This is a genomic window from Phytobacter sp. RSE-02 (genome assembly GCF_040578655.1).
Lineage (GTDB): Bacteria > Pseudomonadota > Gammaproteobacteria > Enterobacterales > Enterobacteriaceae > Phytobacter > Phytobacter diazotrophicus.
The window spans coordinates 243,991-265,852 of sequence record NZ_JBEULY010000003.1; the positions used below are offsets into that span (position 1 = coordinate 243,991).

The window sequence follows — 21,862 nt, forward strand, 5'->3', positions numbered from 1 at the left end:
CCGTGTGCTCCTGTTTTAGCGGCAATGTATTGTTGATTTAAAAAATCCAGTACTGCCATTTTTCATTTTACGTTTTAATTCATTTACCTGACTGGTGATTGAATTTTTCAGACTCATGAGCGTATTTATATCCTCATGAATTAATGTTTTATTATTAATTGTCAGTTGTGAATTATCATTATTTATACGTGCACTGATGATGACATTGATATCATCAAGTTGTTTTTGCAGTTCTGACAATCTGTTGGTTTGTGCCATCGGATCAATAACTGTTATATTACTGATACGCATGTTCCCGTCTGTATTTATTACTACGGTATAGTACCCTGCTGTAAAGTTTTTCGTATCGATTAATGCCGTTACATCATCGGCATTTTCATTTTTATATTCATATAGCGTTTGGGTACTGTTCCCGATTTTAATCACTGTATTGGCCGGGAGTACTTCATATAGCACCTCGCCAATAAAAATCTTGTCTTTCATTTATCCTCCGAACCATGATTTTCCGAGCGTAGTATTAGTTCTGGAGTATTTATTCGTTTTAATCTCTGATGGTGGCTGTACTGGAAGTACGGTTTCTTCACGTGTTGTTTGCTTATATTCACGTAATTTTTTGAACGGTTGAGTACCCAATTTTGAAAGGGCAAGTTTCATCATTACCAGTGAGTACACAAGTGTGTCCAGGGCTTCATTACGTCTGCCTGGAATACACTTCCAGCGAAACCCCGTACCAGAACGTTCCAGTGTTTCCGAGGTTAACTGGTCGAAATAGTCATCAGGGAGATCATGAGCAAACCGTATCTTTAGCGGTGCGTCGTTCTTTTCTGACAAGGCGTTATTCAGTAATGAACGTAACCAGTTTTTACCCTCATGTACATTGAGCATGTAGAACTGACGTCCCTCAGACGTACTGGACTTGAATAACGGACCATTGGTACTACTGCTGCCCTTGATTGCCTCGAATCGTTTATACGCCTGACAGAATGAATGTACTGTCTGTGTCGCCCTGCCGTTTCCACTGTCAACCGCAACTTTGAGTACAGGTACAGTACGACCGGATACCGTTCTGAACTTCTGCTGACAGAATGCGGCGAGATCGCTATATGCTTTTGCCCCTTTAATTTCACAGTTGGGTGAGTAGAAGTACCGATAACCGAGAACAAATAGCTCTGATTCATTGAATCCCATTACCTGGGCTTCTAATCTGTCTAGTTGTTGATCACAACCAATTACGATCCCAAGTACCGAATCGGGTATATGGGTTAAATCAAACGATTCATCCCTCAGTGCTTCGAGCTGGAGATCATCAAGTTCATCCCGGAACTCTGAATAATGCAGGCCGAGTACTGTGTTATAGAACGACTGGTAATTATATTCATACCATGCCATTTCAAATTCTTTTGCGATGGCCTGAATGGTACTGTTCGGTGAGTACAGACGGTTGATATAGAATCCGGCGGTATCAGTAACCTGGGGATTGGTGGCAACCCAGCGACCACATGCAACCATTCGTACACGCTGTGCTTCTGTGATTTCAGTATGACATTCAGGACAAAGTAATCTGGCAGTACTGCTATCAGGGAGATCACGCCGTCCGGCCTTTCGCCAATCAAACTTTACGTTTTCCCACTTTAAAGTGTGTTCATGTTCGCAGTGCGGGCATCTGCAAAAGTACTCCCGTTGGTCACTGTTCTGGTACTCAACATCGATTGCATCCCCGGAGAAAGTTGGAGTACTTGAAATGAGGATCTTTGCTTCCTGTCCGAAATCGGTGGCACGTTGTTCCGCTAATCGAATTGGATTCCCTTCATGCGTATTCTGATCAATTGCTGATATCTCATCCAGGATAATTCGTTTTAATGTTTTTCCCCTGAGTGCCTTTGCACTACCAAGCGTCATGAAGTACAGAAAATTTCCATCACGCAATTCAATCTGGTTTTGATTATTTGCTTTTGTCTTATCGTTCTTATCTGTTACAAGGTCTTTTAGTACTGGAACAGCTTCAATGGTTTTATCTATTTTCCCAGATTTCCATTGTTTCAGTTCTGCCAGTGATGATTGAGCAATGCCGATATTAGAACTGTCAGTACTCATCCAGTAGAATAATGCCGAGTTCAATATTGTCGTTTTTGCTATTTGAGCACTCGTCTTATAAATTACTTTCTTGTATCTGGTATCTTCAATAATATCCAGCATTTCACGCTGGAATGAGTACAGCTTAATTTTCTGCCCGGCTGCGGCACCATCGGGAAGTACTAAATTCTTTTCTACCCATTCAGAGGGTTTATATTTTATCGGTGGGATCAGGTTTCGTACTGTTCGTTTCAGTACTGTCGATATGTTCATCCGTGAACGTTCCTTCCATTGTCATTGTTCCTATCTCTTTAAGAATTTCATCAATGCGTTGTAGTAAAATCCGTTTTACTGCAAGTGCATCAGCCTGTTCGTGTATCTCATGGTGTAATCTGTTTGGTAGGGTGCGTAGATAATCACGCATCGTTTTGAAGTACTGCGAGAGTTCACGCTCTACGGTGCTGGCTTCCATCAGTTCACCAGTTTTGACCCGTACCTCTGCCTCTGCAAGATCTGCCTCTGCCTGGAGTTTGCGTAATCGTTCACGCTGAATCTGTTCATTGATATCAGTTTCACGTAATGGCTTGAGGACATTTTGTACTATCCATTCACGTGTATTGTGTTCATCGATATCATCACCAATTGGCATTCCCTTATCACGCCATTGTCTTACAGTACTTTCATCATAGCCATATTGTTTAGCTAATGCCCTTAAACTAATCATGTTTAAACCTCTTATCATTATTAAAGTATTTATCTTCTTTGCCGATAACTAGATTGTTTTTTTACGAATGGATGGATTCATGGGATTAAGACAAGATAAAATTTTAGTGCAAGCACTCATGCAAAAATTCCTTACAGATGAGACAATAAGGAAGAAAATTAGATTTATTTGCGGGAAGCATAAAAATGATTGGGAAAAATGGTTACAACTTGAAGTTGCATATTTCATATCTCAAATTGATGGATTATTTGTTGAAAAGGAAGTTCAAGCTTTTCCTGATAAAAGAATGCTTAAAAATAGATACAACATGTTTATCGATTTGGCATTTCGACAGAAACGTACACGCTATAACTCCTACATTTTTCTTGAATTTAAATGCTCAAACAACGTTCAGCCGCTAATAAATGGCTTCGAGCGTGACATTGATAAAATTAACTCTATCAAAAAGTGTTTATTGGATCAGCGTTCTTTTTGGTGTGTAGGTTTTCATCGAAATTGCAGTGATCGTAGCATCTCTAAAATGCGAGATTATGTCAAAGACATGAATGGTTTCTACAGTGTTATCAGGCTTTGTGATTGTGACGATGATGCAGATTGCGAATGCGAAGATGCTAGAGTTGGATTTGCTGTAATTTAGACAGCTTGCGGTGCGGGGTAAATAACACTCCGCATTCACATGAAAATATAAGGGCTGCCGAAACCTCGCGATCTTCGTCGAACGTCGGAGAACCTACTTGATCTTGATTTTTGATAAATTTATATTAGTTATTTCAAAAGGAATTTACTATGAATCTTTACACCAACACTAAATCAAGAAATGATTTCATTCGCAACGCAATCCTCCAAATGTCTCGGCAATGTAAGACAATGATGATAGCATCTGCATTTTTTACCGATGCAGAATTGATTTCTGATTTAGCCTCTAAAGGCATTACCATAAATCTAGTCGTAAGGTTAGGATTCCCCACAAGCCCTACGGCTTTGCGTTCTCTAATACAAAATAATAATGTAAACATACGCTTCTTCACAGATGAATCCTTCCATCCGAAACTTATCATATTTGATGATGACGATGCTCTTATTGGATCTGCAAATCTGACGAAAAGTGGAATAGATTCTAATCAAGAAATAATGGTTAGTGTTAATTCCGATGATGATGCGTTTATAGGATTAATTGAAACCTTTAACACTTATTGGATGGATGCTAAAGCACTCACAAATGAGTATTTAAATGATTATCAAAAAATATATAGAGAACATGATAAAATTAACAAAGATATTACCAGTCTTAACAATAAGGTATTGGATAAAATCGGTGTAATTCGCACTAATAACATTACAACTGATGTTAAGATTAAAGGATCAAAGAGTATATTTACTCATACATATCAGCAAAACTACCAATCATATCGAAATGCTTTCAATAAAATACAAAGCATTTATCAAGAATTCACCAGAAAAACACCTGACAATGTCATTCCATTAAGATTGGAAATTGACTCATTCTTTAGTTTTGTGAAGGATAAAATAGCAACTGGAGAAACATGGAAGGACACTAAGTTAGGATTTGATAATAACATCAATACATTAAGAGCAAACATATCAGAATGGCTTAAGACTTATTGGCCTCATTACGAGGAAAAAATTATACCCATTAATTACCCACTCATTCAAAGAAACTTTTCATCACCTGATAAAATAAAATCTTTAGACTACGATCAAATTATCGAAACATTAATGGTGCTGCATTCCTTACATGACCGTTATAGATTTTACAAAGGTGGGAAAGTTTCTCAAATACCGACATTTATAGAATTAAATCCTATTGACTGTGTCAAGATAAGCATTGTGCATTTACTTTATGGTCGAGGCGATATTGTAAGTAGAATGGCTGATTTAATTTATGATAGTAACTATAAGTTAAACCATTTTGGTAATGCCAATGTACAAGAATTAGTTGGATGGGTCAATAAAGAAGAATATCCGATCATCAATGGGAGAACAACAAAGATACTAAGGTTTTATGGTTTCGATGTTAAACAACTTTAATTAGCAGATTTTCAGAACTACAGGGGTTCGTACTGGTTCGGTACTATAGAACGTGACTGTTTCGTACTGATATCTGATGTGCCGTTACCGAGAGTGCAGGATGGAATTGATTTGATTAGATCAGAGGATGAGATGATACGTGAACATGAATCAGGTTGGTTCGTTGATCAGGAGAATTACCATTTTGAGTTGCACACATCCCCGTCCCTGATGCTGATACATCAACAAACCACCCAAAACTAGGGATGTGTGCGTAAAGCAGTATATCTGTAGGTTCCAGTAGTGGTAAAGTACTTCTGCTGCTTTTAATAAAGGTTTGATATGGACATTAAAAAATATGAAGTACCTTTTACTATCCTAATAGCGGTTGTTGCTTTTTTGGAAATTTTATTTTTGATAAAAGTACTATTTGCTGATGCGGCAGGGTTTGAGTGGGGTTCTGTAACAGATTGGGTTAGTGCTATATGTAACATTGCGATGGCAAGTGCTGCTGCTTATGCAGCATTACAAGCAAAGAAATGGTTTGAAAATAAAAAAGTTGAACTTGGCTACTTATCAGCGAGAGATCTATTTTTGACCTTAATGAAAATGAGACCAGTGTTAGATAATATGCATACACATGTTGAACATTTTTGTGCTTCATCAGATGTAAGCGAAGATTTAGCAAAAATAGAAAAGATACTTTCAGAGTTTTATACTCTCATTGCTGACTATGAGAAATCTATTTTCGAATTAAACGGTGTAGGTTGGAATTTTAAGAAAGAATACACTGATATTTATAATCTTCCGCTAAGAGTTGATATTGAACCTAATATTTTGCAAGCAAGAGTAACGGAGATTTTTTATTTAGATGCAATAAAGAATAGTGATTTACATAGCGATAAAAATAGTGATGTTTATGACCCTGATTATGTCAAAAATCAAGCCAGGCAATTAGAGCATGACATTAAAGAACTGTTGACCACTGTAATTCACTACAATGAGGTCATTGATTCTATATTAAATGAAAGACTGCAATATGAACTATATTTTGATATCAAAACTAAATGATATGAGTCTATATATCAACAAGGCTATGGCAGTACATTAATGTACTGCCTTTTTTTATAGTTCGTTCAGAGAAATCGATTTTGATATACTTGAGCCATCACCATAATTCTCAGTGATAGTTACTTTCTTACCATTGATAGTAAACTTTACAACACTATCGGCGGGATCATTTCTCCAACGTCCTGAACTATCTGGATTGTCAGAAGCCCACATAACTTGATCGCCGATCAGCTTACATTTTATAGCCCATCTAGTACCGTCATCTTTCCTAATATAGTGTACATACGCAATATCTGAGGCAATCTTATCCAGCTTCATGATCTTATGATCCCTACCGAACATAGTTGCAGCGGCTGCCTTACATATTTTTCCTACATTAGCTTCTGCTGCATACAGGGAAGTACTGAATATTAGAGGTAAAATGCAACATAATGATTTCATTTTCATAATAGTTTCCTTAAGTACTGTCAGTTTAATCATTTGTACTAAATAGTTATCGGTACATGAGTATTAAACTTTAATCAAAATTACATGTAACTTTTCTACCGCTTCTATGACAGTATCTATGTATGGATTGATTAAACTTTCGTTGAAGTACTCATCCCTTCTTTCCCGAATAGTTAAGTACTGGAATGGTTCACCTAAATTACGCACCTTAAAATCACGTGTTTCAATAGTCAATACGATGCCATCTGTACTGATACGAACTTCGTCTGTTATGTAATGATAGTAGTATGTACCATCATCACCTTCTCTAAATTCAATTATCACTTTCGTAAATCCATTTTATTGTTTATGGTATTTACTATAATACATCTGAGTTGTGCATTGCCTTTGACTCATACTATCCAAAGGCAATAATATAACTTAATCTTTTGTTATGTTTTTCTCATCAACATCTTCGGTTTTTATTACATGAAAATCAGAATCAAAAAATATTATATTAGCTCCTCCAACTTTATCACCATACATTTTAATACCCAATGATCGCTCCCCACATCTTTTAACTTTCTGACATTTTGAATTATAGTAACCAACAGATGTATATGGGCGACCATAATTATCAACCTGGTCAGTAGAGGTCATATCCCTAACAAACCTCTCCGCTCCAGTTTTAGGATTAATGTATACAGCAATTGATAAGTCATTGCTAACAGTTACTTTATTCCCTTCATTAGTTATTAAATAAAATGCAGCATTTGCGTTGGTACTCGCTATCAATAATGCCGCGACTGTTAATAACTTCTTCATTTTACCCCCTAACATTTCAAGTAATCTTTTCATTTTTCTTAATGATTTATTTTAAAGTATCTAAAGTTAGTACCTTACTGCCCCTATGTATCATTGCATGACAATTTGGACATAGTTGCCCCATGTGACTCGATGAATTGTTTCCTGTTCATTTTAGTATCCCTTTAAGTACTTCAATCTGAACATCGCTCTACACATTTTCACATAGTCTAATGCTCATTACATAGACAAACAATATGCCGGATCAATGGATTCGTTTCATGTCTTGATTGAAAATTTCACCATCATGCCGGGAAATGATCAGATGGGGTATCGCTTCGCTCTTGGATGTACTGACTGAGTACATATTAGGAGGCTTAAACAGCCGACGCCCCGCCCTTGTACAGCGAAATACTTTAGGCCGTAAGGCCGACCCCGTATTATTATTTTTACTTATTAGTACATAAAGAGAAAAGATTATGAGAGGTACTGAATGGCGAGGAACGAGCGGATTCAGTACCTCTCATAATAGCCACGAAGGAGCAAAGCGAATTCGTGTGCTATCTTATTATATAGAGGGATGATCTCTATAAGGCGGTACATACCGCCTTATGTCGTAACACTGCGTACATCAAACGGGCTTGCCCGTTTTCCTGTACTTGTTTTACGCCCTTCGGTCTTAATTTTGTCTCCTTTTATTACCTAACAATATTAGATAGTTTTTAGAGACATTTTTATGATCAACGTAGTGAATTATACTTAGATACAAAATGTAATCGTTGCTGTTCATTCAATTGTGATTGTGCTTTTTTATTCATCCACATATTAAATGACTCAATTGTTGGAAATTGCTCTTTAGTAATTCGTTGATATGCTTTTTTCTGTGAAGTACTTAAGTTCAATGGCAAGAATGTACTAACTGGCTTAGCACTATTCGTTACCTCAATAGCTAAATCAATAAAGATTGGTGTATCAGCCAATGATAGTGCCTGTTGCTTATCGAACACATAGATATCTACTACTACATCGCTCTCGTAGTCACGTAGTTTTGTACGTTGTATAAATTGATATAGTTCTTCATTCTCTCTTGCTTGTACTATCTGCTTGTATGTTAGGCCAAACATTAATTCACATTGTTTTACTTCTACATTAGAAGGTTTGAGTGAACTTAACCAAACGGCTTTTGTGTAGTTCTTGTAATCATTAATACCCCGGCTTTTAGGTGGTACATACTTACCGTTAAGTACTTTTTCGTTTTGGTCACTATTCACGGTAAATATGTAATCAGTTAAATTACTTCTTATCCACTCTAAAACCTTCTCAAACTGCTCAGGTGAGTTTGAACGTAGTGAGGCAGTTAATGGTACATCACTAAAGTAATGTACTCTCATACGCTGCTGTAGGGGTACTGAACGCTCTCTCAGTTTTATGGTAGTACGTTCAAAACTTTCAGGTGATGATAAGTACACAAGTGTGTTCTCAAAATCGTTAGCCATAAACGTAATATCAAGCCCAATGAAACGTTTCAAGTTCACCCAAGACATTACTTGAAGCTGATCTTTCTCTTGTTTGTACTGATTAGTACCGCCTACTTTCTCAAAGAAACGTGCATTGAAAAGAAAGTGATCATACTGCTTAACGAAAGAAAATGCTTTGGCCGCATTTTCAAGTACTACATCATTGAATTCCGTAACTGGTTTAGCCGTAACATGATTATCACCAATTGCTTCAAAGCTATGAAACAATTCATTCTCAATTAGTGATTTCTGGTTGGTGTTTGGTGTTGCGAAGTCATGGAATGATACAACATCATCTAGATATATCTTCCACTGTCGAAGTAATGATAAATCCGTTATACGCAAAAATGATTTATCAGTGATAAGTAACACTCTACAAGTTGGATTTAATAAAAATTCATATAATTCTTTTTCCACACTTTCAGTACAGCTTCTGGACGTAATCATCTTTGACACAGTCCCTAAGTCCCTATGTGTTTGTTCGACCAACTGTAATGTACCTTGTACGATGATATACCGATCATCAGTACGTAATATCTGTTGAATTAGTGCATGTGTCTTACCACTACCGCAATCTGAACTAATGTATTTTAATCTGCTATAAATAGTCATGTAATATCCCTATAGTATTAAAATAGCCAGCCTTCCCGCTGGCTTTTTTATTATTTTGAATAGTTGTAAAGTACTGAACTTAACTTTGTGTAATTTGAGTATTGGTTAGATAAAGCTAAACACCTTTCTTTTCGTGCAAGTACATATTCGTCATGTGCTTCTTGTACTGTAGGATATGTACCTAATTTTATTATTACCCCATTGATAGAAATTTGGGCCTGATACCCTTTATGATTTTGTACAACTCCCTTCATTAATGATGTGCTGAATGTTCGAAACAACTGATTTACTTCATTAGGTACGAACAAGCAGGTGTCCGGACTGTATATAGTACCTGATAGAAGGTCTTTATCTAATTGCCATCCGTTTTCATAGTTCGGTTCGAACCAAGCATAAAAATTACTAAATGCATACCATGCATTGCATATACTCACACTAGTGTAATTTTTGCTATGTTCAACTCTGTAATGCATATTCTGCCAATACCTATATGCTTCTTTATATAGTTGGTATTGATTACGTGTACATTTTAAATCATTTATCTTAGTCATTTTATATAATCCTTTATATTAAAGTACTTCAATCCTTGAAGTACTGATTACTTACTACCTAATATTATATGTTGGTTAATTAAGTACTGAATGGCTCCTGAAATGCTATTTGCTTTCCCATTATTAATTATTTTTTGTAGTGCTTCATGTTGAGTATTGTTAAGGCGTACTCCCACGCCTAGAGTTTTTTGCTCTTTCATATATTTTCCTTGTTCACATTTTTTTGTAATTTTCCGACAAAAAACACCCTAACATTGCGTTAGGGTTATAAGCGGAGATTTATCTTGCAATATGAGTATAAGACATAAATCATTTTCGTTTCAGGAATAATTTACTTCTTATTATTTTTATTTATTCTTTTTGTCAAACATGGGTATATAATACGAAATATAATTACTAAAACATAAAAAATAATTATTAATGGATACAGTATAAAAATATATAACAAACCAACTATAAACTCTTGTAATAAACACAACATATATTAATCTCCATTTGAATTACATTGTATTTATCATCAAGTATAAAAAAGCCCCCATAATGGAGGCTAATTGACTGCTACAATTAGGAGATATATTAAGCTTCAAGTACTTAGACCATGAAGGAATAGGTGCGAATATTTTTTGTATAATGTTTGAACTTAACACTAAACGCTACTATATGTTCTTTAATCTAAAGATTCCCCATATTCGAATGCTTCATCAGTCATTCTTTTAATTTCCTCTTGGGTATATTCTTCATTTTTTGTGGGATCAACACAAAGATCTTTTTCATCAAAAAACGCTACTGCCTCTTTGAATATTGTGACTCCCTTTTCATCTTTATACATAACAGGTATTTTTCGTGCTTTCATTTCAAGTACTTTCGGTTTCATATTTTATTCCTCATCATTTGTTAACTTAGATTTTAATGCATTTAACCGTTGAAACTTTTACCCATACTTAACCTCACTTTATCAAAACAGCTTCTTTAAATTGCTTAATCAAGTTATCCGATTTTTTCAATCCGTTCTCATTGCAATACTTCTCAAACACAACCTGAGAAATAGAATTAAGAGTACCATTTGCATTCAAGTAAAATTCTGAATCTTTATATCGAGCATTCAATGGGTAAATTTCACAATACTGGGTACTATATGCTCGCATGAAAGTATCAAGTACCATCATTTCCGGTTTTTCTATAATCAATTGTTTATACGCATCACTGTCTGTTAGCTTTTTAACTAGTTTCTTATGGGAAGTACTGTATTCAACTCCATCAAAAACAACTAGAAATTTATCATTAGCAGATGGTACACCACCGAGATAACGAATAAACTCTTCAATATTGATACCTTTATTAATAAGTTCATTCTTGCATTCATTATATAATTCATCTTGTTGTTTAATTTTATTAATCTGCTCTTGAATAGCTTCTTGTTTTTTCAAGAGATCATTAATAGTTTCCTTTTTGCTTTTACTCATGACTGCCTCGCTTAATTATAAAATGACAATGAGCGGCCCGTCGATTAATTAATAATCTGATTGACGTTCAATTTAATTTTATCGCGTGTCGGGCTGATGGAAATATATTACCACCCTGAACGGCTGGCAGCAACAAATAAATGAGAAAATCTTAAAATAATTGTTGACAAAACTCAAAATTAAAAATGTACTTTAAATTCCTTCTTAATAACTCTATCCGCACGTTCTGATAGTTAGTTTATTAGTACATTTAATTACTAGTACTTTTCCATTCAAATAATATTCCAGTACTTAATTTTATATTATCGCTCTATTCTTGACGCTGGCGTTATCGCAATAAATCGGCCCAAAAATCATCAAATAGGCATAGATAGTTCATTCATTGTACAACAAGGTTAAATCTCATACACATTAATTCAATATTAATGCATTTATTTTGCATAAAAATGCAATAATGGAGTGTAATTATTCAGAGATCGTCTAAAACGCTCTGTATCGCATTTTAAGGCCACCAGGCTAAAGACGAAGAATTACATTGGCAGGCGTAAAAAAACCTCACAGAACGCTTCCTGTGAGGTTGGATTTTTAAGAAGTACCGCGTTTTATATATTAAAATTGCAAAGTATCTTTGGGTAAAAGGTTAAGTACTTCATCTTTACTGATAATGCTTTCGCCTTGTATATATGTGTTGTTTTTTTGGTTATAAATTACAGTACCTTGTTTTGTTAAAAAGGTTACTTCATTTTCACTGATGAATACATTACCTAATACCTGACCGTCTTTAGCATCAACGTTGAGCCATTGCAACTCCTTCCCAGAATAGTATTCAATTGATATTAAAATAGTATCAGAGTTAGTTCTAAAAGCTGCTATTCTCTTGATAACCTTCCGCAGATGAGCATTGAATTCCTGTCTCATTGCAACATTCTCTCGATCTAATAATCCATCAGTAATGTTCTGAGCAATAGCATTAACCTCATCTTTTACATTATTACTCTTCTTCAATTCATCAAGACTATTTTCGAGATCTCGAATCTTAATTTGTAGATTTTTAAGTATGCGTCTATCGCTTGGGTCTGGAATATCCTCTTTTTCAATATCACTCATGACCTCATCGCGGTACTTTATAGTATAAATCAATTCATCATTAATCTTGTCAAACTCTTCATTTTGCACTGGTACTATTATTACATCATTCAATTTTCTCAAATGATTCAGAAGTGCCATCTCGAGAAATTCATACTTGAACCCCCTTGCACTACATCTCTTATTCCCTGCTACAACATGTGAGCAACGGCAGTACCTATTTTTGTAATCTATCATTACGAATAGATGTGCCTCATTGCATATGCCACACATTAGCATGCCAGAAAAAAGATTATTAGCACTTCTTGATATAGTTTTACTACGACCTTTACTTTTTAATTTTTGTTCAGCAGTTTTGAATTCACGTTGAGAAATGATTTCAGGGTAAATGATCATTTCATCATATTCTTGTCGTATTTTTGATTGAGGTCTATATTTCCCTGTTACTCTTACATCAGTTAACACACGATGTATGTTCCACCCTCCCCAAGTTTTACCATTGTATAACCAACCCCTGGTATTCAGTTCATCACGTATAAATGCTTGTCCATAACCTTTATTGTACAATTCAAAGATTAGTCGTATTGCTCTAGCATGTTCTTCAATAATATTGTACTCACCATTTTTAACTTTCAACCAACCAGGACAGCGACCTGTTAACGGTACTTTATACTGAACAGTATTTCGAAACCGTTTATCCCAATTTTTTGTTGATAGTTTTTGTTTTCGAAGTGATTCTTTGTGGCTACGAGTTAATCCTGCACTAATTAAATTTGTGTCTGAAAACTGATGATGAACTGTTTCCTGTTCTGCTTCATGTATATCACAACCGTTATTAATTAGTTTCAAAAACAATTCAGTTGCCGTGTTTGGATTTACACGCGAAAATCTATCAATATTTTCCAGAACCAATACTGCATTTTTTATTCTTCCTTTTACAATATCATCTATGAATCCGTGCAGTACTGAACCTAGTGCAATGTTCTTTCCTGAGAAACCAGAAACACCCTCAGCATTAAGAAAGGTAACAGTACTGGCATCGAGTGAATAGCCAAGTTTAAGTTCATCATCATAGTTCTTAATGTACTGCATTAATAAGCTTTGTTGCCTACTCATACCAAAACCACCCATTTCTGTCTTTTGGCGGCCAGACGATACCCTACAGTAGCAATATACGTTTTTCGTTTTCATGTACTGAATCCTTAACAAACCCGTGCTGTATAGTAGCATGATACATGGTGGTATAAGGACTAACAGGATGCAGCGCGATACCCGTCCCACAGAGTTAGGCGATTACCTCAAACACCGCCGTGCGCGGCTCGACCCGGATGCGCTTGGTTTTCATACCGGGCGTCGTCGTACACCCGGATTACGCCGTGAAGAGGTGGCGCATCTGGCCTGTATTAGCGCCACCTGGTATACCTGGCTGGAGCAAGGGCGCGGCGGCACCCCGTCAGCAGAAGTGCTGGAGCGCTTATGCCACGCTTTACAACTGAGCCCACCCGAACGTGAGCATGTCTTCCATCTGGCGCTCGGACGCGCCCCTGAGGTGCGTTATACCCCGTCGCTGGCCGTCACGGCGCGGCTGCAAAAGGTACTGGATTGTATGACGCTCAGCCCGGCGATGATCCGCACCGCGACCTGGTGTGTACTGGCATGGAATCAACCCGCTGCCGTCGTGCTGACCGATTATGCAAAGCTGCCCCATACCGAGCGCAATATTCTGCGGCGTATCTTTCTCGACCCGCAGGTACGTGAGGTCCAGGCAGACTGGGAAGGTCTGGCGCAGTCGCTGGTCGCCGCTTTTCGCGCAGATGCTACCCGCTCAGGCGCAACAGCAGAAGTGAAACCGCTTATTGATGAATTGATGGCCGCGTCGCCGCTGTTCGCCGAACTGTGGCGCAGCAATACCATCGACACGATGGGCGAAGGCACGAAAGTGCTGATTCATCGCGAGGCGGGGAGATTATCGCTGGAGTATTCGAGTTTTGCCGTTGAAGGGCAGCCAGATCTGACGATGATCGTCTATAACCCGTCAACGCCTGAGGATGCCAAAAAAATCAGCGCATTACTTAGCGCAGCCGCCCGCGCGCCAGATTAAGCCGGGTATCGCTCATTTGCACTGCGTTCTGGCTGACATGGCAATGGGTGATAGCAATCGCCAGCGCATCGGCGGCGTCCGCCTGCGGGTTCGCCGGAAGTTTCAGCAAGGCGCGTACCATATGCTGAACCTGGCTTTTCTCGGCGCTGCCAATACCGACGACCGTCTGTTTGACCTGACGGGCCGCATATTCAAACACGGGTAGGTCCTGGTTTACAGCAGCCACAATGGCCACACCGCGCGCCTGCCCAAGCTTGAGCGCAGAATCGGCGTTTTTTGCCATAAAGACTTGTTCAATCGCGAAGTAATCAGGCTGGAACTGGGTGATGATTTCCGTCACACCGGCATAAATTAATTTCAGGCGCGACGGTAAATCATCAACTTTGGTACGGATGCATCCGCTGCCCAGGTAGGTCAGTTGCCTGCCTACCTGGCGAATCACACCGTAACCGGTTACGCGTGAACCCGGGTCGATACCGAGAATGACAGACATCACGCGTCTCCGGTTATTGCGATAAGTTGCCTAATCACAGAGTAGCCGCAACCTCGTCAGAAATTTCACCGTTATGGTAAACTTCCTGCACATCGTCGCAATCTTCGAGCATGTCGATCAAACGCAGCAGTTTCGGTGCGGTTTCCGCATCCATATCCGCTTTGGTTGACGGGATCATGGAGACTTCGGCGTTGTCGGCTTTCAGGCCTGCCGCTTCCAATGCATCACGCACTGCGCCCATCTCTTCCCATGCGGTGTAAACGTCAATGGCACCGTCGTCGAAAGTCACAACATCTTCCGCGCCCGCTTCCAGCGCCGCTTCCATGATGGTGTCTTCGTCGCCTTTCTCGAAAGAGATCACGCCTTTCTTGCTGAACAGGTAAGAAACGGAGCCGTCAGTACCCAGGTTACCACCGGTTTTGGTGAAGGCATGGCGCACTTCGGCAACGGTACGGTTGCGGTTGTCAGACAGACATTCCACCATCACCGCTGTGCCGCCAGGACCGTAACCTTCATAAATGATGGTTTCCATGTTCGCGTCTTCATCACCGCCCACGCCACGTGCGATAGCACGGTTCAGGGTGTCACGGGTCATGTTGTTCGACAGCGCTTTATCCACTGCCGCACGCAGACGCGGGTTGGAACCGATATCGCCGCCGCCAAGGCGCGCTGCGGTAACCAGCTCACGAATAATTTTGGTAAAGATTTTACCGCGCTTGGCATCCTGTGCCGCTTTGCGGTGTTTGGTGTTGGCCCATTTACTGTGACCTGCCATAAGAAACTCTCCACTTAACCGTTGATTTATACGGCATGAATTACAAATTCTTCAATCGCCTGCCGGTTGCTCCATGATTTGGTTAACGCGGCCGCTTGCGGCGCATCGACCCAGCGGTAAGCCAGATGTTCAGTGAACACGACCGACCGTTCATGGGGTAGCGCAAGACAGAACCAGGATTCGGTATTGCGCACCACGCCAGGGGCGTAGCGATGACGTAAATGTTCAAAAATTTCAAACTCCACCGTGCGCTGACAGTCAATTAAGGCCAGTTGCTCAGTCGCAATGTCAATGGCGACCTCTTCCTTTACTTCGCGCGCGGCGGCTTGCGATGCGGACTCTCCCTCTTCCAGGCTGCCGGTAACCGACTGCCAGAAATCGGGATCGTCGCGTCGCTGCAACATCAGCACCCGCTTCGTGTCCTGGGCATAAATAACAACTAAGACAGAAACGGGATACTTAAATTGCATATTATTCGTTCTCCGAAATCTCTTTTGACGCTTTCGGAAGCACCTGAATACCCAGTTCCGCCAGGGAAGCCGGGTTAGCAAAGCTCGGTGCTTCGGTCATCAGACAAGCAGCCGCAGTGGTTTTCGGGAAAGCGATAACGTCACGAATGTTGTCGGTGCCGGTCAGCAGCATAGTCAGACGATCCAGACCAAATGCCAGGCCTGCGTGCGGCGGGGTACCGAATTTCAGCGCATCCAGCAGGAAGCCGAACTTCTCGCGCTGTTCCTGTTCAGTAATGCCCAGAATGCCGAACACGGTCTGCTGCATATCACCACGGTGAATACGCACAGAACCACCGCCCACTTCGTAGCCATTGATAACCATATCGTAAGCGTTCGCAACCGCCTCTTCCGGCGCGGCTTTCAGTTCATCCGCCGTCATGTCTTTCGGTGAGGTGAACGGATGGTGCATTGCGGTCAGGCCGCCTTCACCGTCTTCTTCAAACATCGGGAAGTCGATAACCCACAGCGGCGCCCATTTGTTTTCGTCGGTCAGGCTCAGGTCTTTACCGAGTTTCAGACGCAGCGCACCCAGCGCATCAGCTACCACTTTCTTGTTGTCGGCGCCGAAGAAAATCATGTCGCCGTCTTGTGCGCCAGTACGATCCAGGAGAGCTTCAACGATGTCCGCGGTCAGGAATTTCGCCACCGGGCTGTTGATGCCTTCCATGCCTTTCGCACGTTCGGTCACTTTAATGTAAGCCAGGCCTTTCGCGCCGTAGATCTTCACAAAGTTGCCGTATTCATCAATCAGTTTACGGGTCAGAGAGGCACCGCCAGGAACGCGGAGCGCGGCAACGCGGCCTTTCGGATCGTTGGCTGGGCCAGAGAAGACCGCAAACTCAACGTTTTTCAGCAGATCGGCTACATCCACCAGCTCCATCGGGTTACGCAGGTCCGGTTTATCGGAACCGTAACGACGCTCCGCTTCGGCGAAAGTCATGATCGGGAACTGGCCCAGATCGACGCCTTTAATGTCCAGCCACAGGTTGCGGATCAGCTCTTCCATCACTTCACGCACCTGCGGTGCGGTCATGAAGGAGGTTTCCACGTCGATCTGGGTGAATTCTGGCTGACGGTCAGCGCGCAGATCCTCGTCACGGAAGCATTTCACAATCTGATAGTAACGATCGAAACCGGACATCATCAGAAGCTGTTTGAATAGCTGTGGAGACTGCGGCAGCGCGTAGAATTTGCCTTTATGTACGCGTGAAGGCACCAGATAGTCGCGCGCGCCTTCCGGCGTCGCTTTGGTCAGCATTGGGGTTTCGATATCAAGGAAACCGTGGTCATCCATAAAACGACGCACGAAGCTGGTAATTTTGGCGCGGGTTTTCAGGCGCTGGGCCATTTCCGGACGACGCAGGTCCAGATAGCGGTATTTCAGACGCGCTTCTTCGGTATTAACCTGATTGGAATCCAGCGGCAGCGGCTCAGAGCGGTTGATAATGGTCAGTTCGCTGGCAAACACTTCCACTTCGCCGGTCGCCATATCGCTGTTGACGTTTCTTTCGTCACGAGCACGCACGGTGCCGGTCACCACGATGCAGAACTCATTACGCAGTTCGGAAGCCAGTTTGAAAGCTTCGGCGTCCGGGTCGAAGAACACCTGAACGATGCCTTCACGATCACGCATATCAATAAAAATGAGGCTGCCGAGATCACGACGACGATTGACCCAACCACACAGAGTCACCTGCTGTCCCACGTGGGACTTACGCAACTGTCCGCAATATTCTGTACGCATGAGATATCCCTTAACTTTGCCGCAGGCTGATTGTTGCCTGCCGTGCAGGCGACGATGTCGCAGCTTTAGCTGAATGTCACAACTGGATGAAAAAAGGCGGCTATTATACTGGAAATAATGGCACACGATAAGCCCGATACCGCCTGTACGCGCGTTTGCTGCGCACGCTTAGTGCGTATTCTCACAAAAATTAACAAAATTTGTAAACCGGGTGCAGCAGGATACCGCGTAAGGTAAGTGCGACCTCATTCTTTTTTCAGGAGTTATCATGCTTGAACTTAATGCTGCCAACACCGCCCTGGTGGTTATTGATTTGCAGGAAGGTATTCTGCCGTTTGCCGGTGGTCCGCACAGCGCTGAGGATGTGGTGAAACGTGCCGCGACGCTGGCTGAGGCGTTTCGCGCTAACAGTGCGCCGGTCATTCTGGTCCGCGTTGGCTGGTCTGCCGATTTTGCCGAAGCGTTAAAACAGCCGGTTGATGCGCAGACTGGCGGTCACGCGTTGCCGGAAAATTGGTGGACGTATCCGCTGACGCTTGGCAAGAAAGAGAGCGACATTGAGGTCACTAAACGCCAGTGGGGCGCATTCTACGGTACCGATCTGGAGTTGCAGTTGCGCCGCCGTGGTATCGACACCATCGTGCTGTGCGGTATTTCCACCAACATCGGCGTGGAATCCACCGCCCGCAACGCCTGGGAGCTGGGCTTTAACCTGGTGGTTGCGGAAGATGCCTGCTCCGCTGCCAGCAGTGAACAGCATCAGGGCAGCATGAAAAATATCTTCCCGCGAATTGGTCGCGTGCGCAGCACCGGGGAGATTCTGGCCGCGTTATGATTTACCTTGGCCTGCCGCAATGGTCGCACCCGAAATGGGTGCGCCTTGGCATCACCAGTCTTGAAGAGTATGCCCGCCACTTTAACTGCGTGGAGGGCAACACCACGCTCTATGCCCTACCGAAAGCCGAAATTGTCCAGCGCTGGTACGATCAAACTCACGATGATTTTCGCTTTTGCTTTAAATTTCCGGCGACCATTTCCCATCAGGCCTCGCTGCGCCAGTGCAGCGATTTGACGCAGGAATTTTTCACCCGTCTTGCGCCGCTGGAAACGCGTATCGGCCAGTACTGGTTACAACTGCCCGCCACTTTTGGTCCGCGCGATCTTCCGGCACTGTGGGCTTTCCTGGATGCACTTCCGGCGGATTTCACCTACGGTGTTGAAGTGCGCCACCCGGAATTTTTTGCCAAAGGCGAGACGGAGTTGTCACTTAACCGCGGTCTGCATCAGCGCGGCGTCAACCGGGTGATTCTGGATAGCCGCCCTATTCACAGCGCCATCCCCCACAGCGAAGCGGTGAGGGATGCGCAGCGCAAGAAGCCTAAGCTGCCGGTTCATGCCCTGGTGACCGCACAAAACCCATTGATCCGCTTTATCGGTAGTGACGATATGGAACAGAATCGTCAATTATTCAGCGTCTGGCTGGAGAAGCTGCCGCAATGGGAGAAGCAGAGCACGCCATATCTGTTTTTGCACACCCCTGATAACGGCCAGTCGCCGGAACTCGTGGATGTACTGTGGAAAGATCTTCAGCAGGCGCTGCCCTCTATTGGCACTCCTCCGTCCATTCCTCAGCAATCTTCTCTTTTCTGAACGGATTACCTATCATTGTAAAGCCATCCGCGTATAAAGGGAGTTTGTATGGTAAGCGCGCTGTATGCCGTGCTGGGTGCGTTACTGCTCATTAAGTTTTCATTTGATGTTGTGCGTCTGCGCATGCAATACCGCGTCAGCTATGGCGACGGTGGGTTCAGCGAGTTGCAAAGCGCCATTCGTATTCACGGCAACGCGGTGGAATACATTCCGCTGGCGTTGGTGCTGTTGTTATTTATGGAGATGAACGGCGCTGAAACCTGGATGGTTCACGTGTGCGGCATCCTGCTTATTGCCGGACGTTTAATGCATTACTACGGGCTTCATCACCGACAACTAAGCTGGCGTCGTTCCGGAATGAGCGCGACCTGGAGCTCGCTGCTACTGATGGTGGTCGCAAACCTGTGGTATATGCCGTGGGAGTTGGTTTTCTCCCTGCGTTAGCGCACAATACGCCACTTTGTTTTCCCGGATGTTTACATTATGTCTAACCGCGACATGCTTTTTTCCGCGCCTATCGCCAGCCTGGGCGACTGGACCTTTGATGAACGGGTTGCCGAAGTCTTCCCGGATATGATCCAGCGCTCCGTCCCGGGTTACTCCAATATTATCTCGATGATCGGCATGCTGGCGGAGCGTTTCGTTCAGCCACAGACGCAGATTTACGACCTGGGCTGCTCTTTAGGCGCCGCGACGCTTTCCGTGCGCCGTAATATTCATCACGATGGCTGCAAAATCATTGCCGTTGATAACTCGCCGGCAATGGTTGAACGCTGCCGCCGTCATATTGATGCGTATAAAGCGCCTACGCCGGTCGAGGTTATTGAAGGCGATATTCGCGATATCACCATTGAAAACGCCTCAATGGTGGTGCTGAATTTTACCCTGCAGTTCCTTGTGCCAGAAGAACGTCAGGCGCTGCTGGATAAGATTTATCAGGGGTTAAATCCCGGCGGCGCACTGGTGCTGTCCGAGAAATTCAGTTTTGAAGATGCCAACGTCGGCGAGTTGTTATTCAACATGCACCACGACTTTAAACGTGCCAATGGCTACAGCGAGCTGGAAATCAGCCAGAAACGCAGCATGCTGGAAAATGTGATGCTGACGGATTCGGTCGAAAAGCATAAATCCCGCCTGCAACAGGCCGGGTTTAAACATAGCGAAGTCTGGTTCCAGTGTTTTAACTTTGGTTCGCTGATTGCCCTGAAAGCGGGTGACCAGGCATGATCACCTTCGAGCGTTTTTATCAGCAAATCGCCGTCAGCCCCCTGTCTCACTGGTTAGAAACCCTGCCGGCGCAGATTGCCGCCTGGCAACGTGACCAGCTTCATGGTCAGTTCAAACAGTGGACCAATGCGGTGAATTTCTTACCCGAGCTGACGCCTTCGCATCTCGACTTGCTTAATAGCGTCACCGCCGAAAGCGAAACGCCGTTAAGCGCAGGGCAACTGACGCGCATGGAGACCCTGCTGCGCAATCTGATGCCGTGGCGTAAAGGGCCTTACTCTCTGTATGGCATCAATATCGACACGGAATGGCGTTCCGACTGGAAATGGGATCGCGTGCTGCCGCACCTGTCTGACTTGCAGGGCCGGACTATTCTCGATGTAGGCTGTGGCAGTGGTTATCACATGTGGCGCATGATTGGCGCGGGGGCAAAGCTGGCCGTGGGCATCGACCCGACGCAACTGTTCCTGTGTCAGTTTGAAGCAGTGCGTAAGCTGTTGGGGGATGATCGTCGCGCCCATTTATTGCCGCTGGGTATTGAGCAACTTCCGGCGCTGAATGCCTTCGATACCGTCTTTTCCATGGGCGTGCTGTATCACCGTCGCTCACCGCTGGAGCACCTGTGGCAGTTGAAAGATCAACTGGTGAAAGACGGTGAACTGGTACTGGAAACGCTGGTTGTCGACGGTGATGAGCATACCGTTCTGGTGCCGGGTGATCGCTATGCCCAGATGCGTAACGTCTATTTTATTCCCTCGGCGGCGGCGCTGAAAAACTGGCTTGAGAAGTGCGGCTTTGTTGATGTCCGTATCGCCGATGTCTGTGCGACCACCACCGGGGAGCAGCGCGGTACGTCATGGATGGTGACGGAATCACTGGCTGATTTCCTTGATCCGAATGACCACACCAGAACCATTGAAGGCTACCCGGCCCCGGTGCGCGCGGTGTTAATTGCACGTAAACCATGATGAGTGACGAAGCCCTTTCGCCAGAATAGTTCGGTTT

General features: G+C 42.8%; 25 protein-coding genes. 9 read left to right on the plus strand and 16 right to left on the minus strand.

The window, feature by feature from the left end; all coding sequences use genetic code 11:
- Positions 1-15: 15 nt before the first annotated feature.
- From ABU190_RS08025 to ABU190_RS08035, 3 genes are read right to left on the minus strand one after another with little or no spacing between them, the layout of a single operon-like run.
- Positions 16-483 (minus strand): hypothetical protein, encoded by a 468-nt coding sequence (locus ABU190_RS08025; RefSeq protein ID WP_354690967.1) that lies wholly within the window; start codon positions 481-483, stop codon positions 16-18.
- Complete coding sequence (locus ABU190_RS08030) at positions 484-2,346, minus strand: terminase gpA endonuclease subunit (protein ID WP_354690968.1); 1,863 nt, start codon at positions 2,344-2,346, stop codon at positions 484-486. It lies immediately after the preceding gene.
- A complete protein-coding gene (locus tag ABU190_RS08035; protein ID WP_354690969.1) occupies positions 2,285-2,797 on the minus strand; it encodes a hypothetical protein in 513 nt (170 codons plus the stop codon). Before ABU190_RS08035 ends, ABU190_RS08030 begins: the two co-directional genes overlap by 62 nt.
- Before the next feature lie 79 nt (positions 2,798-2,876).
- Here ABU190_RS08035 and ABU190_RS08040 point away from each other — a divergent pair, with 79 nt between their 5' ends.
- The 3 genes from ABU190_RS08040 to ABU190_RS08050 all read left to right on the plus strand — a co-directional run bounded on the left by ABU190_RS08040 (position 2,877) and on the right by ABU190_RS08050 (position 5,896).
- A complete protein-coding gene (locus tag ABU190_RS08040) occupies positions 2,877-3,434 on the plus strand; it encodes a hypothetical protein (RefSeq protein ID WP_071195166.1) in 558 nt (185 codons plus the stop codon).
- Between the two features lie 149 nt (positions 3,435-3,583).
- The gene (locus tag ABU190_RS08045) at positions 3,584-4,846 is read left to right on the plus strand and encodes a phospholipase D family protein (RefSeq protein ID WP_354690970.1); all 1,263 of its coding nucleotides are present in this window, start codon (positions 3,584-3,586) and stop codon (positions 4,844-4,846) included.
- 321 nt (positions 4,847-5,167) lie between these two features.
- Complete coding sequence (locus ABU190_RS08050) at positions 5,168-5,896, plus strand: hypothetical protein (protein WP_354690971.1); 729 nt, start codon at positions 5,168-5,170, stop codon at positions 5,894-5,896.
- 54 nt (positions 5,897-5,950) lie between these two features.
- Here ABU190_RS08050 and ABU190_RS08055 read toward each other — a convergent pair whose 3' ends face one another.
- From ABU190_RS08055 to ABU190_RS08095, 9 genes are all read right to left on the minus strand, one after another.
- Positions 5,951-6,337 (minus strand): hypothetical protein, encoded by a 387-nt coding sequence (locus tag ABU190_RS08055; protein ID WP_354691200.1) that lies wholly within the window; start codon positions 6,335-6,337, stop codon positions 5,951-5,953.
- 69 nt (positions 6,338-6,406) lie between these two features.
- Positions 6,407-6,667, minus strand: a complete 261-nt coding sequence (locus tag ABU190_RS08060; protein WP_354690972.1) for a hypothetical protein — start codon at positions 6,665-6,667, stop codon at positions 6,407-6,409.
- Positions 6,668-6,763: 96 nt separating this feature from the next.
- Positions 6,764-7,147: a hypothetical protein gene (locus ABU190_RS08065; RefSeq protein ID WP_354690973.1), complete on the minus strand. Its 384-nt coding sequence runs from the start codon at positions 7,145-7,147 to the stop codon at positions 6,764-6,766.
- Between the two features lie 719 nt (positions 7,148-7,866).
- Positions 7,867-9,255 carry a hypothetical protein gene (locus ABU190_RS08070; RefSeq protein ID WP_354690974.1) on the minus strand — a complete coding sequence of 463 codons (1,389 nt, stop codon included), beginning with the start codon at positions 9,253-9,255 and terminating at the stop codon, positions 7,867-7,869.
- A gap of 50 nt (positions 9,256-9,305) precedes the next feature.
- Positions 9,306-9,806: a hypothetical protein gene (locus tag ABU190_RS08075; RefSeq protein WP_354690975.1), complete on the minus strand. Its 501-nt coding sequence runs from the start codon at positions 9,804-9,806 to the stop codon at positions 9,306-9,308.
- 47 nt (positions 9,807-9,853) lie between these two features.
- Positions 9,854-10,006, minus strand: coding sequence for a hypothetical protein (locus ABU190_RS08080; protein ID WP_354690976.1), 153 nt, complete (start codon positions 10,004-10,006; stop codon positions 9,854-9,856).
- 467 nt (positions 10,007-10,473) lie between these two features.
- On the minus strand, positions 10,474-10,680 hold the full coding sequence (locus ABU190_RS08085) for a hypothetical protein (RefSeq protein WP_354690977.1): 207 nt from the start codon (positions 10,678-10,680) through the stop codon (positions 10,474-10,476).
- Between the two features lie 73 nt (positions 10,681-10,753).
- Entirely contained in the window at positions 10,754-11,269 is a 516-nt protein-coding gene (locus ABU190_RS08090; RefSeq protein WP_354690978.1) for a hypothetical protein, read from the minus strand.
- 609 nt (positions 11,270-11,878) lie between these two features.
- Complete coding sequence (locus tag ABU190_RS08095; RefSeq protein ID WP_354690979.1) at positions 11,879-13,546, minus strand: recombinase family protein; 1,668 nt, start codon at positions 13,544-13,546, stop codon at positions 11,879-11,881.
- A 67-nt stretch (positions 13,547-13,613) separates the two neighbouring features.
- Here ABU190_RS08095 and ABU190_RS08100 point away from each other — a divergent pair, with 67 nt between their 5' ends.
- Positions 13,614-14,456 (plus strand): helix-turn-helix transcriptional regulator, encoded by an 843-nt coding sequence (locus ABU190_RS08100; protein ID WP_354690980.1) that lies wholly within the window; start codon positions 13,614-13,616, stop codon positions 14,454-14,456.
- Here the strand turns inward: ABU190_RS08100 and ruvC are convergent.
- From ruvC to aspS, 4 genes are read right to left on the minus strand one after another with little or no spacing between them, the layout of a single operon-like run.
- Positions 14,428-14,949, minus strand: a complete 522-nt coding sequence (gene ruvC, locus ABU190_RS08105; RefSeq protein WP_354690981.1) for a crossover junction endodeoxyribonuclease RuvC — start codon at positions 14,947-14,949, stop codon at positions 14,428-14,430. The genes ABU190_RS08100 and ruvC overlap by 29 nt on opposite strands.
- 34 nt (positions 14,950-14,983) lie before the next feature.
- The gene (locus ABU190_RS08110; protein ID WP_047370910.1) at positions 14,984-15,724 is read right to left on the minus strand and encodes a YebC/PmpR family DNA-binding transcriptional regulator; all 741 of its coding nucleotides are present in this window, start codon (positions 15,722-15,724) and stop codon (positions 14,984-14,986) included.
- A 26-nt stretch (positions 15,725-15,750) separates the two neighbouring features.
- Positions 15,751-16,194: a dihydroneopterin triphosphate diphosphatase gene (gene nudB / locus ABU190_RS08115; RefSeq protein WP_039078719.1), complete on the minus strand. Its 444-nt coding sequence runs from the start codon at positions 16,192-16,194 to the stop codon at positions 15,751-15,753.
- A gap of 1 nt (position 16,195) precedes the next feature.
- Positions 16,196-17,980 (minus strand): aspartate--tRNA ligase, encoded by a 1,785-nt coding sequence (gene aspS, locus ABU190_RS08120; RefSeq protein WP_296439032.1) that lies wholly within the window; start codon positions 17,978-17,980, stop codon positions 16,196-16,198.
- A gap of 268 nt (positions 17,981-18,248) precedes the next feature.
- On the opposite strand from aspS, the gene ABU190_RS08125 reads away from it, so the two are divergent.
- Genes ABU190_RS08125 through cmoB form a run of 5 tightly spaced genes read left to right on the plus strand, consistent with a single transcriptional unit; the run spans position 18,249 to position 21,825 of the window.
- A complete protein-coding gene (locus tag ABU190_RS08125) occupies positions 18,249-18,815 on the plus strand; it encodes a hydrolase (protein WP_110294764.1) in 567 nt (188 codons plus the stop codon).
- The gene (locus ABU190_RS08130; protein WP_039078716.1) at positions 18,812-19,630 is read left to right on the plus strand and encodes a DUF72 domain-containing protein; all 819 of its coding nucleotides are present in this window, start codon (positions 18,812-18,814) and stop codon (positions 19,628-19,630) included. The genes ABU190_RS08125 and ABU190_RS08130 overlap by 4 nt, the downstream gene beginning before the upstream one ends.
- A 48-nt stretch (positions 19,631-19,678) precedes the next feature.
- The gene (locus ABU190_RS08135; RefSeq protein WP_039078715.1) at positions 19,679-20,074 is read left to right on the plus strand and encodes an MAPEG family protein; all 396 of its coding nucleotides are present in this window, start codon (positions 19,679-19,681) and stop codon (positions 20,072-20,074) included.
- 39 nt (positions 20,075-20,113) lie between these two features.
- Positions 20,114-20,857 (plus strand): carboxy-S-adenosyl-L-methionine synthase CmoA, encoded by a 744-nt coding sequence (cmoA, locus tag ABU190_RS08140; RefSeq protein ID WP_354690982.1) that lies wholly within the window; start codon positions 20,114-20,116, stop codon positions 20,855-20,857.
- Complete coding sequence (gene cmoB, locus ABU190_RS08145; protein WP_071194611.1) at positions 20,854-21,825, plus strand: tRNA 5-methoxyuridine(34)/uridine 5-oxyacetic acid(34) synthase CmoB; 972 nt, start codon at positions 20,854-20,856, stop codon at positions 21,823-21,825. The genes cmoA and cmoB overlap by 4 nt, the downstream gene beginning before the upstream one ends.
- The last annotated feature ends 37 nt before the right edge of the window (positions 21,826-21,862 follow it).

Coding starts and splice junctions, on each gene's coding strand:
- ABU190_RS08025 (WP_354690967.1), bottom strand. CDS start 483: ATGAAAGACAAGATTTTTATTGGCGAGGTGCTATATGAAGTACTCCCG.
- ABU190_RS08030 (WP_354690968.1), bottom strand. CDS start 2,346: ATGAACATATCGACAGTACTGAAACGAACAGTACGAAACCTGATCCCA.
- ABU190_RS08035 (WP_354690969.1), bottom strand. CDS start 2,797: ATGATTAGTTTAAGGGCATTAGCTAAACAATATGGCTATGATGAAAGT.
- ABU190_RS08040 (WP_071195166.1), top strand. CDS start 2,877: ATGGGATTAAGACAAGATAAAATTTTAGTGCAAGCACTCATGCAAAAA.
- ABU190_RS08045 (WP_354690970.1), top strand. CDS start 3,584: ATGAATCTTTACACCAACACTAAATCAAGAAATGATTTCATTCGCAAC.
- ABU190_RS08050 (WP_354690971.1), top strand. CDS start 5,168: ATGGACATTAAAAAATATGAAGTACCTTTTACTATCCTAATAGCGGTT.
- ABU190_RS08055 (WP_354691200.1), bottom strand. CDS start 6,337: ATGAAATCATTATGTTGCATTTTACCTCTAATATTCAGTACTTCCCTG.
- ABU190_RS08065 (WP_354690973.1), bottom strand. CDS start 7,147: ATGAAGAAGTTATTAACAGTCGCGGCATTATTGATAGCGAGTACCAAC.
- ABU190_RS08070 (WP_354690974.1), bottom strand. CDS start 9,255: ATGACTATTTATAGCAGATTAAAATACATTAGTTCAGATTGCGGTAGT.
- ABU190_RS08075 (WP_354690975.1), bottom strand. CDS start 9,806: ATGACTAAGATAAATGATTTAAAATGTACACGTAATCAATACCAACTA.
- ABU190_RS08080 (WP_354690976.1), bottom strand. CDS start 10,006: ATGAAAGAGCAAAAAACTCTAGGCGTGGGAGTACGCCTTAACAATACT.
- ABU190_RS08085 (WP_354690977.1), bottom strand. CDS start 10,680: ATGAAACCGAAAGTACTTGAAATGAAAGCACGAAAAATACCTGTTATG.
- ABU190_RS08090 (WP_354690978.1), bottom strand. CDS start 11,269: ATGAGTAAAAGCAAAAAGGAAACTATTAATGATCTCTTGAAAAAACAA.
- ABU190_RS08095 (WP_354690979.1), bottom strand. CDS start 13,546: ATGAAAACGAAAAACGTATATTGCTACTGTAGGGTATCGTCTGGCCGC.
- ABU190_RS08100 (WP_354690980.1), top strand. CDS start 13,614: ATGCAGCGCGATACCCGTCCCACAGAGTTAGGCGATTACCTCAAACAC.
- ruvC (WP_354690981.1), bottom strand. CDS start 14,949: ATGTCTGTCATTCTCGGTATCGACCCGGGTTCACGCGTAACCGGTTAC.
- ABU190_RS08110 (WP_047370910.1), bottom strand. CDS start 15,724: ATGGCAGGTCACAGTAAATGGGCCAACACCAAACACCGCAAAGCGGCA.
- nudB (WP_039078719.1), bottom strand. CDS start 16,194: ATGCAATTTAAGTATCCCGTTTCTGTCTTAGTTGTTATTTATGCCCAG.
- aspS (WP_296439032.1), bottom strand. CDS start 17,980: ATGCGTACAGAATATTGCGGACAGTTGCGTAAGTCCCACGTGGGACAG.
- ABU190_RS08125 (WP_110294764.1), top strand. CDS start 18,249: ATGCTTGAACTTAATGCTGCCAACACCGCCCTGGTGGTTATTGATTTG.
- ABU190_RS08130 (WP_039078716.1), top strand. CDS start 18,812: ATGATTTACCTTGGCCTGCCGCAATGGTCGCACCCGAAATGGGTGCGC.
- ABU190_RS08135 (WP_039078715.1), top strand. CDS start 19,679: ATGGTAAGCGCGCTGTATGCCGTGCTGGGTGCGTTACTGCTCATTAAG.
- cmoA (WP_354690982.1), top strand. CDS start 20,114: ATGTCTAACCGCGACATGCTTTTTTCCGCGCCTATCGCCAGCCTGGGC.
- cmoB (WP_071194611.1), top strand. CDS start 20,854: ATGATCACCTTCGAGCGTTTTTATCAGCAAATCGCCGTCAGCCCCCTG.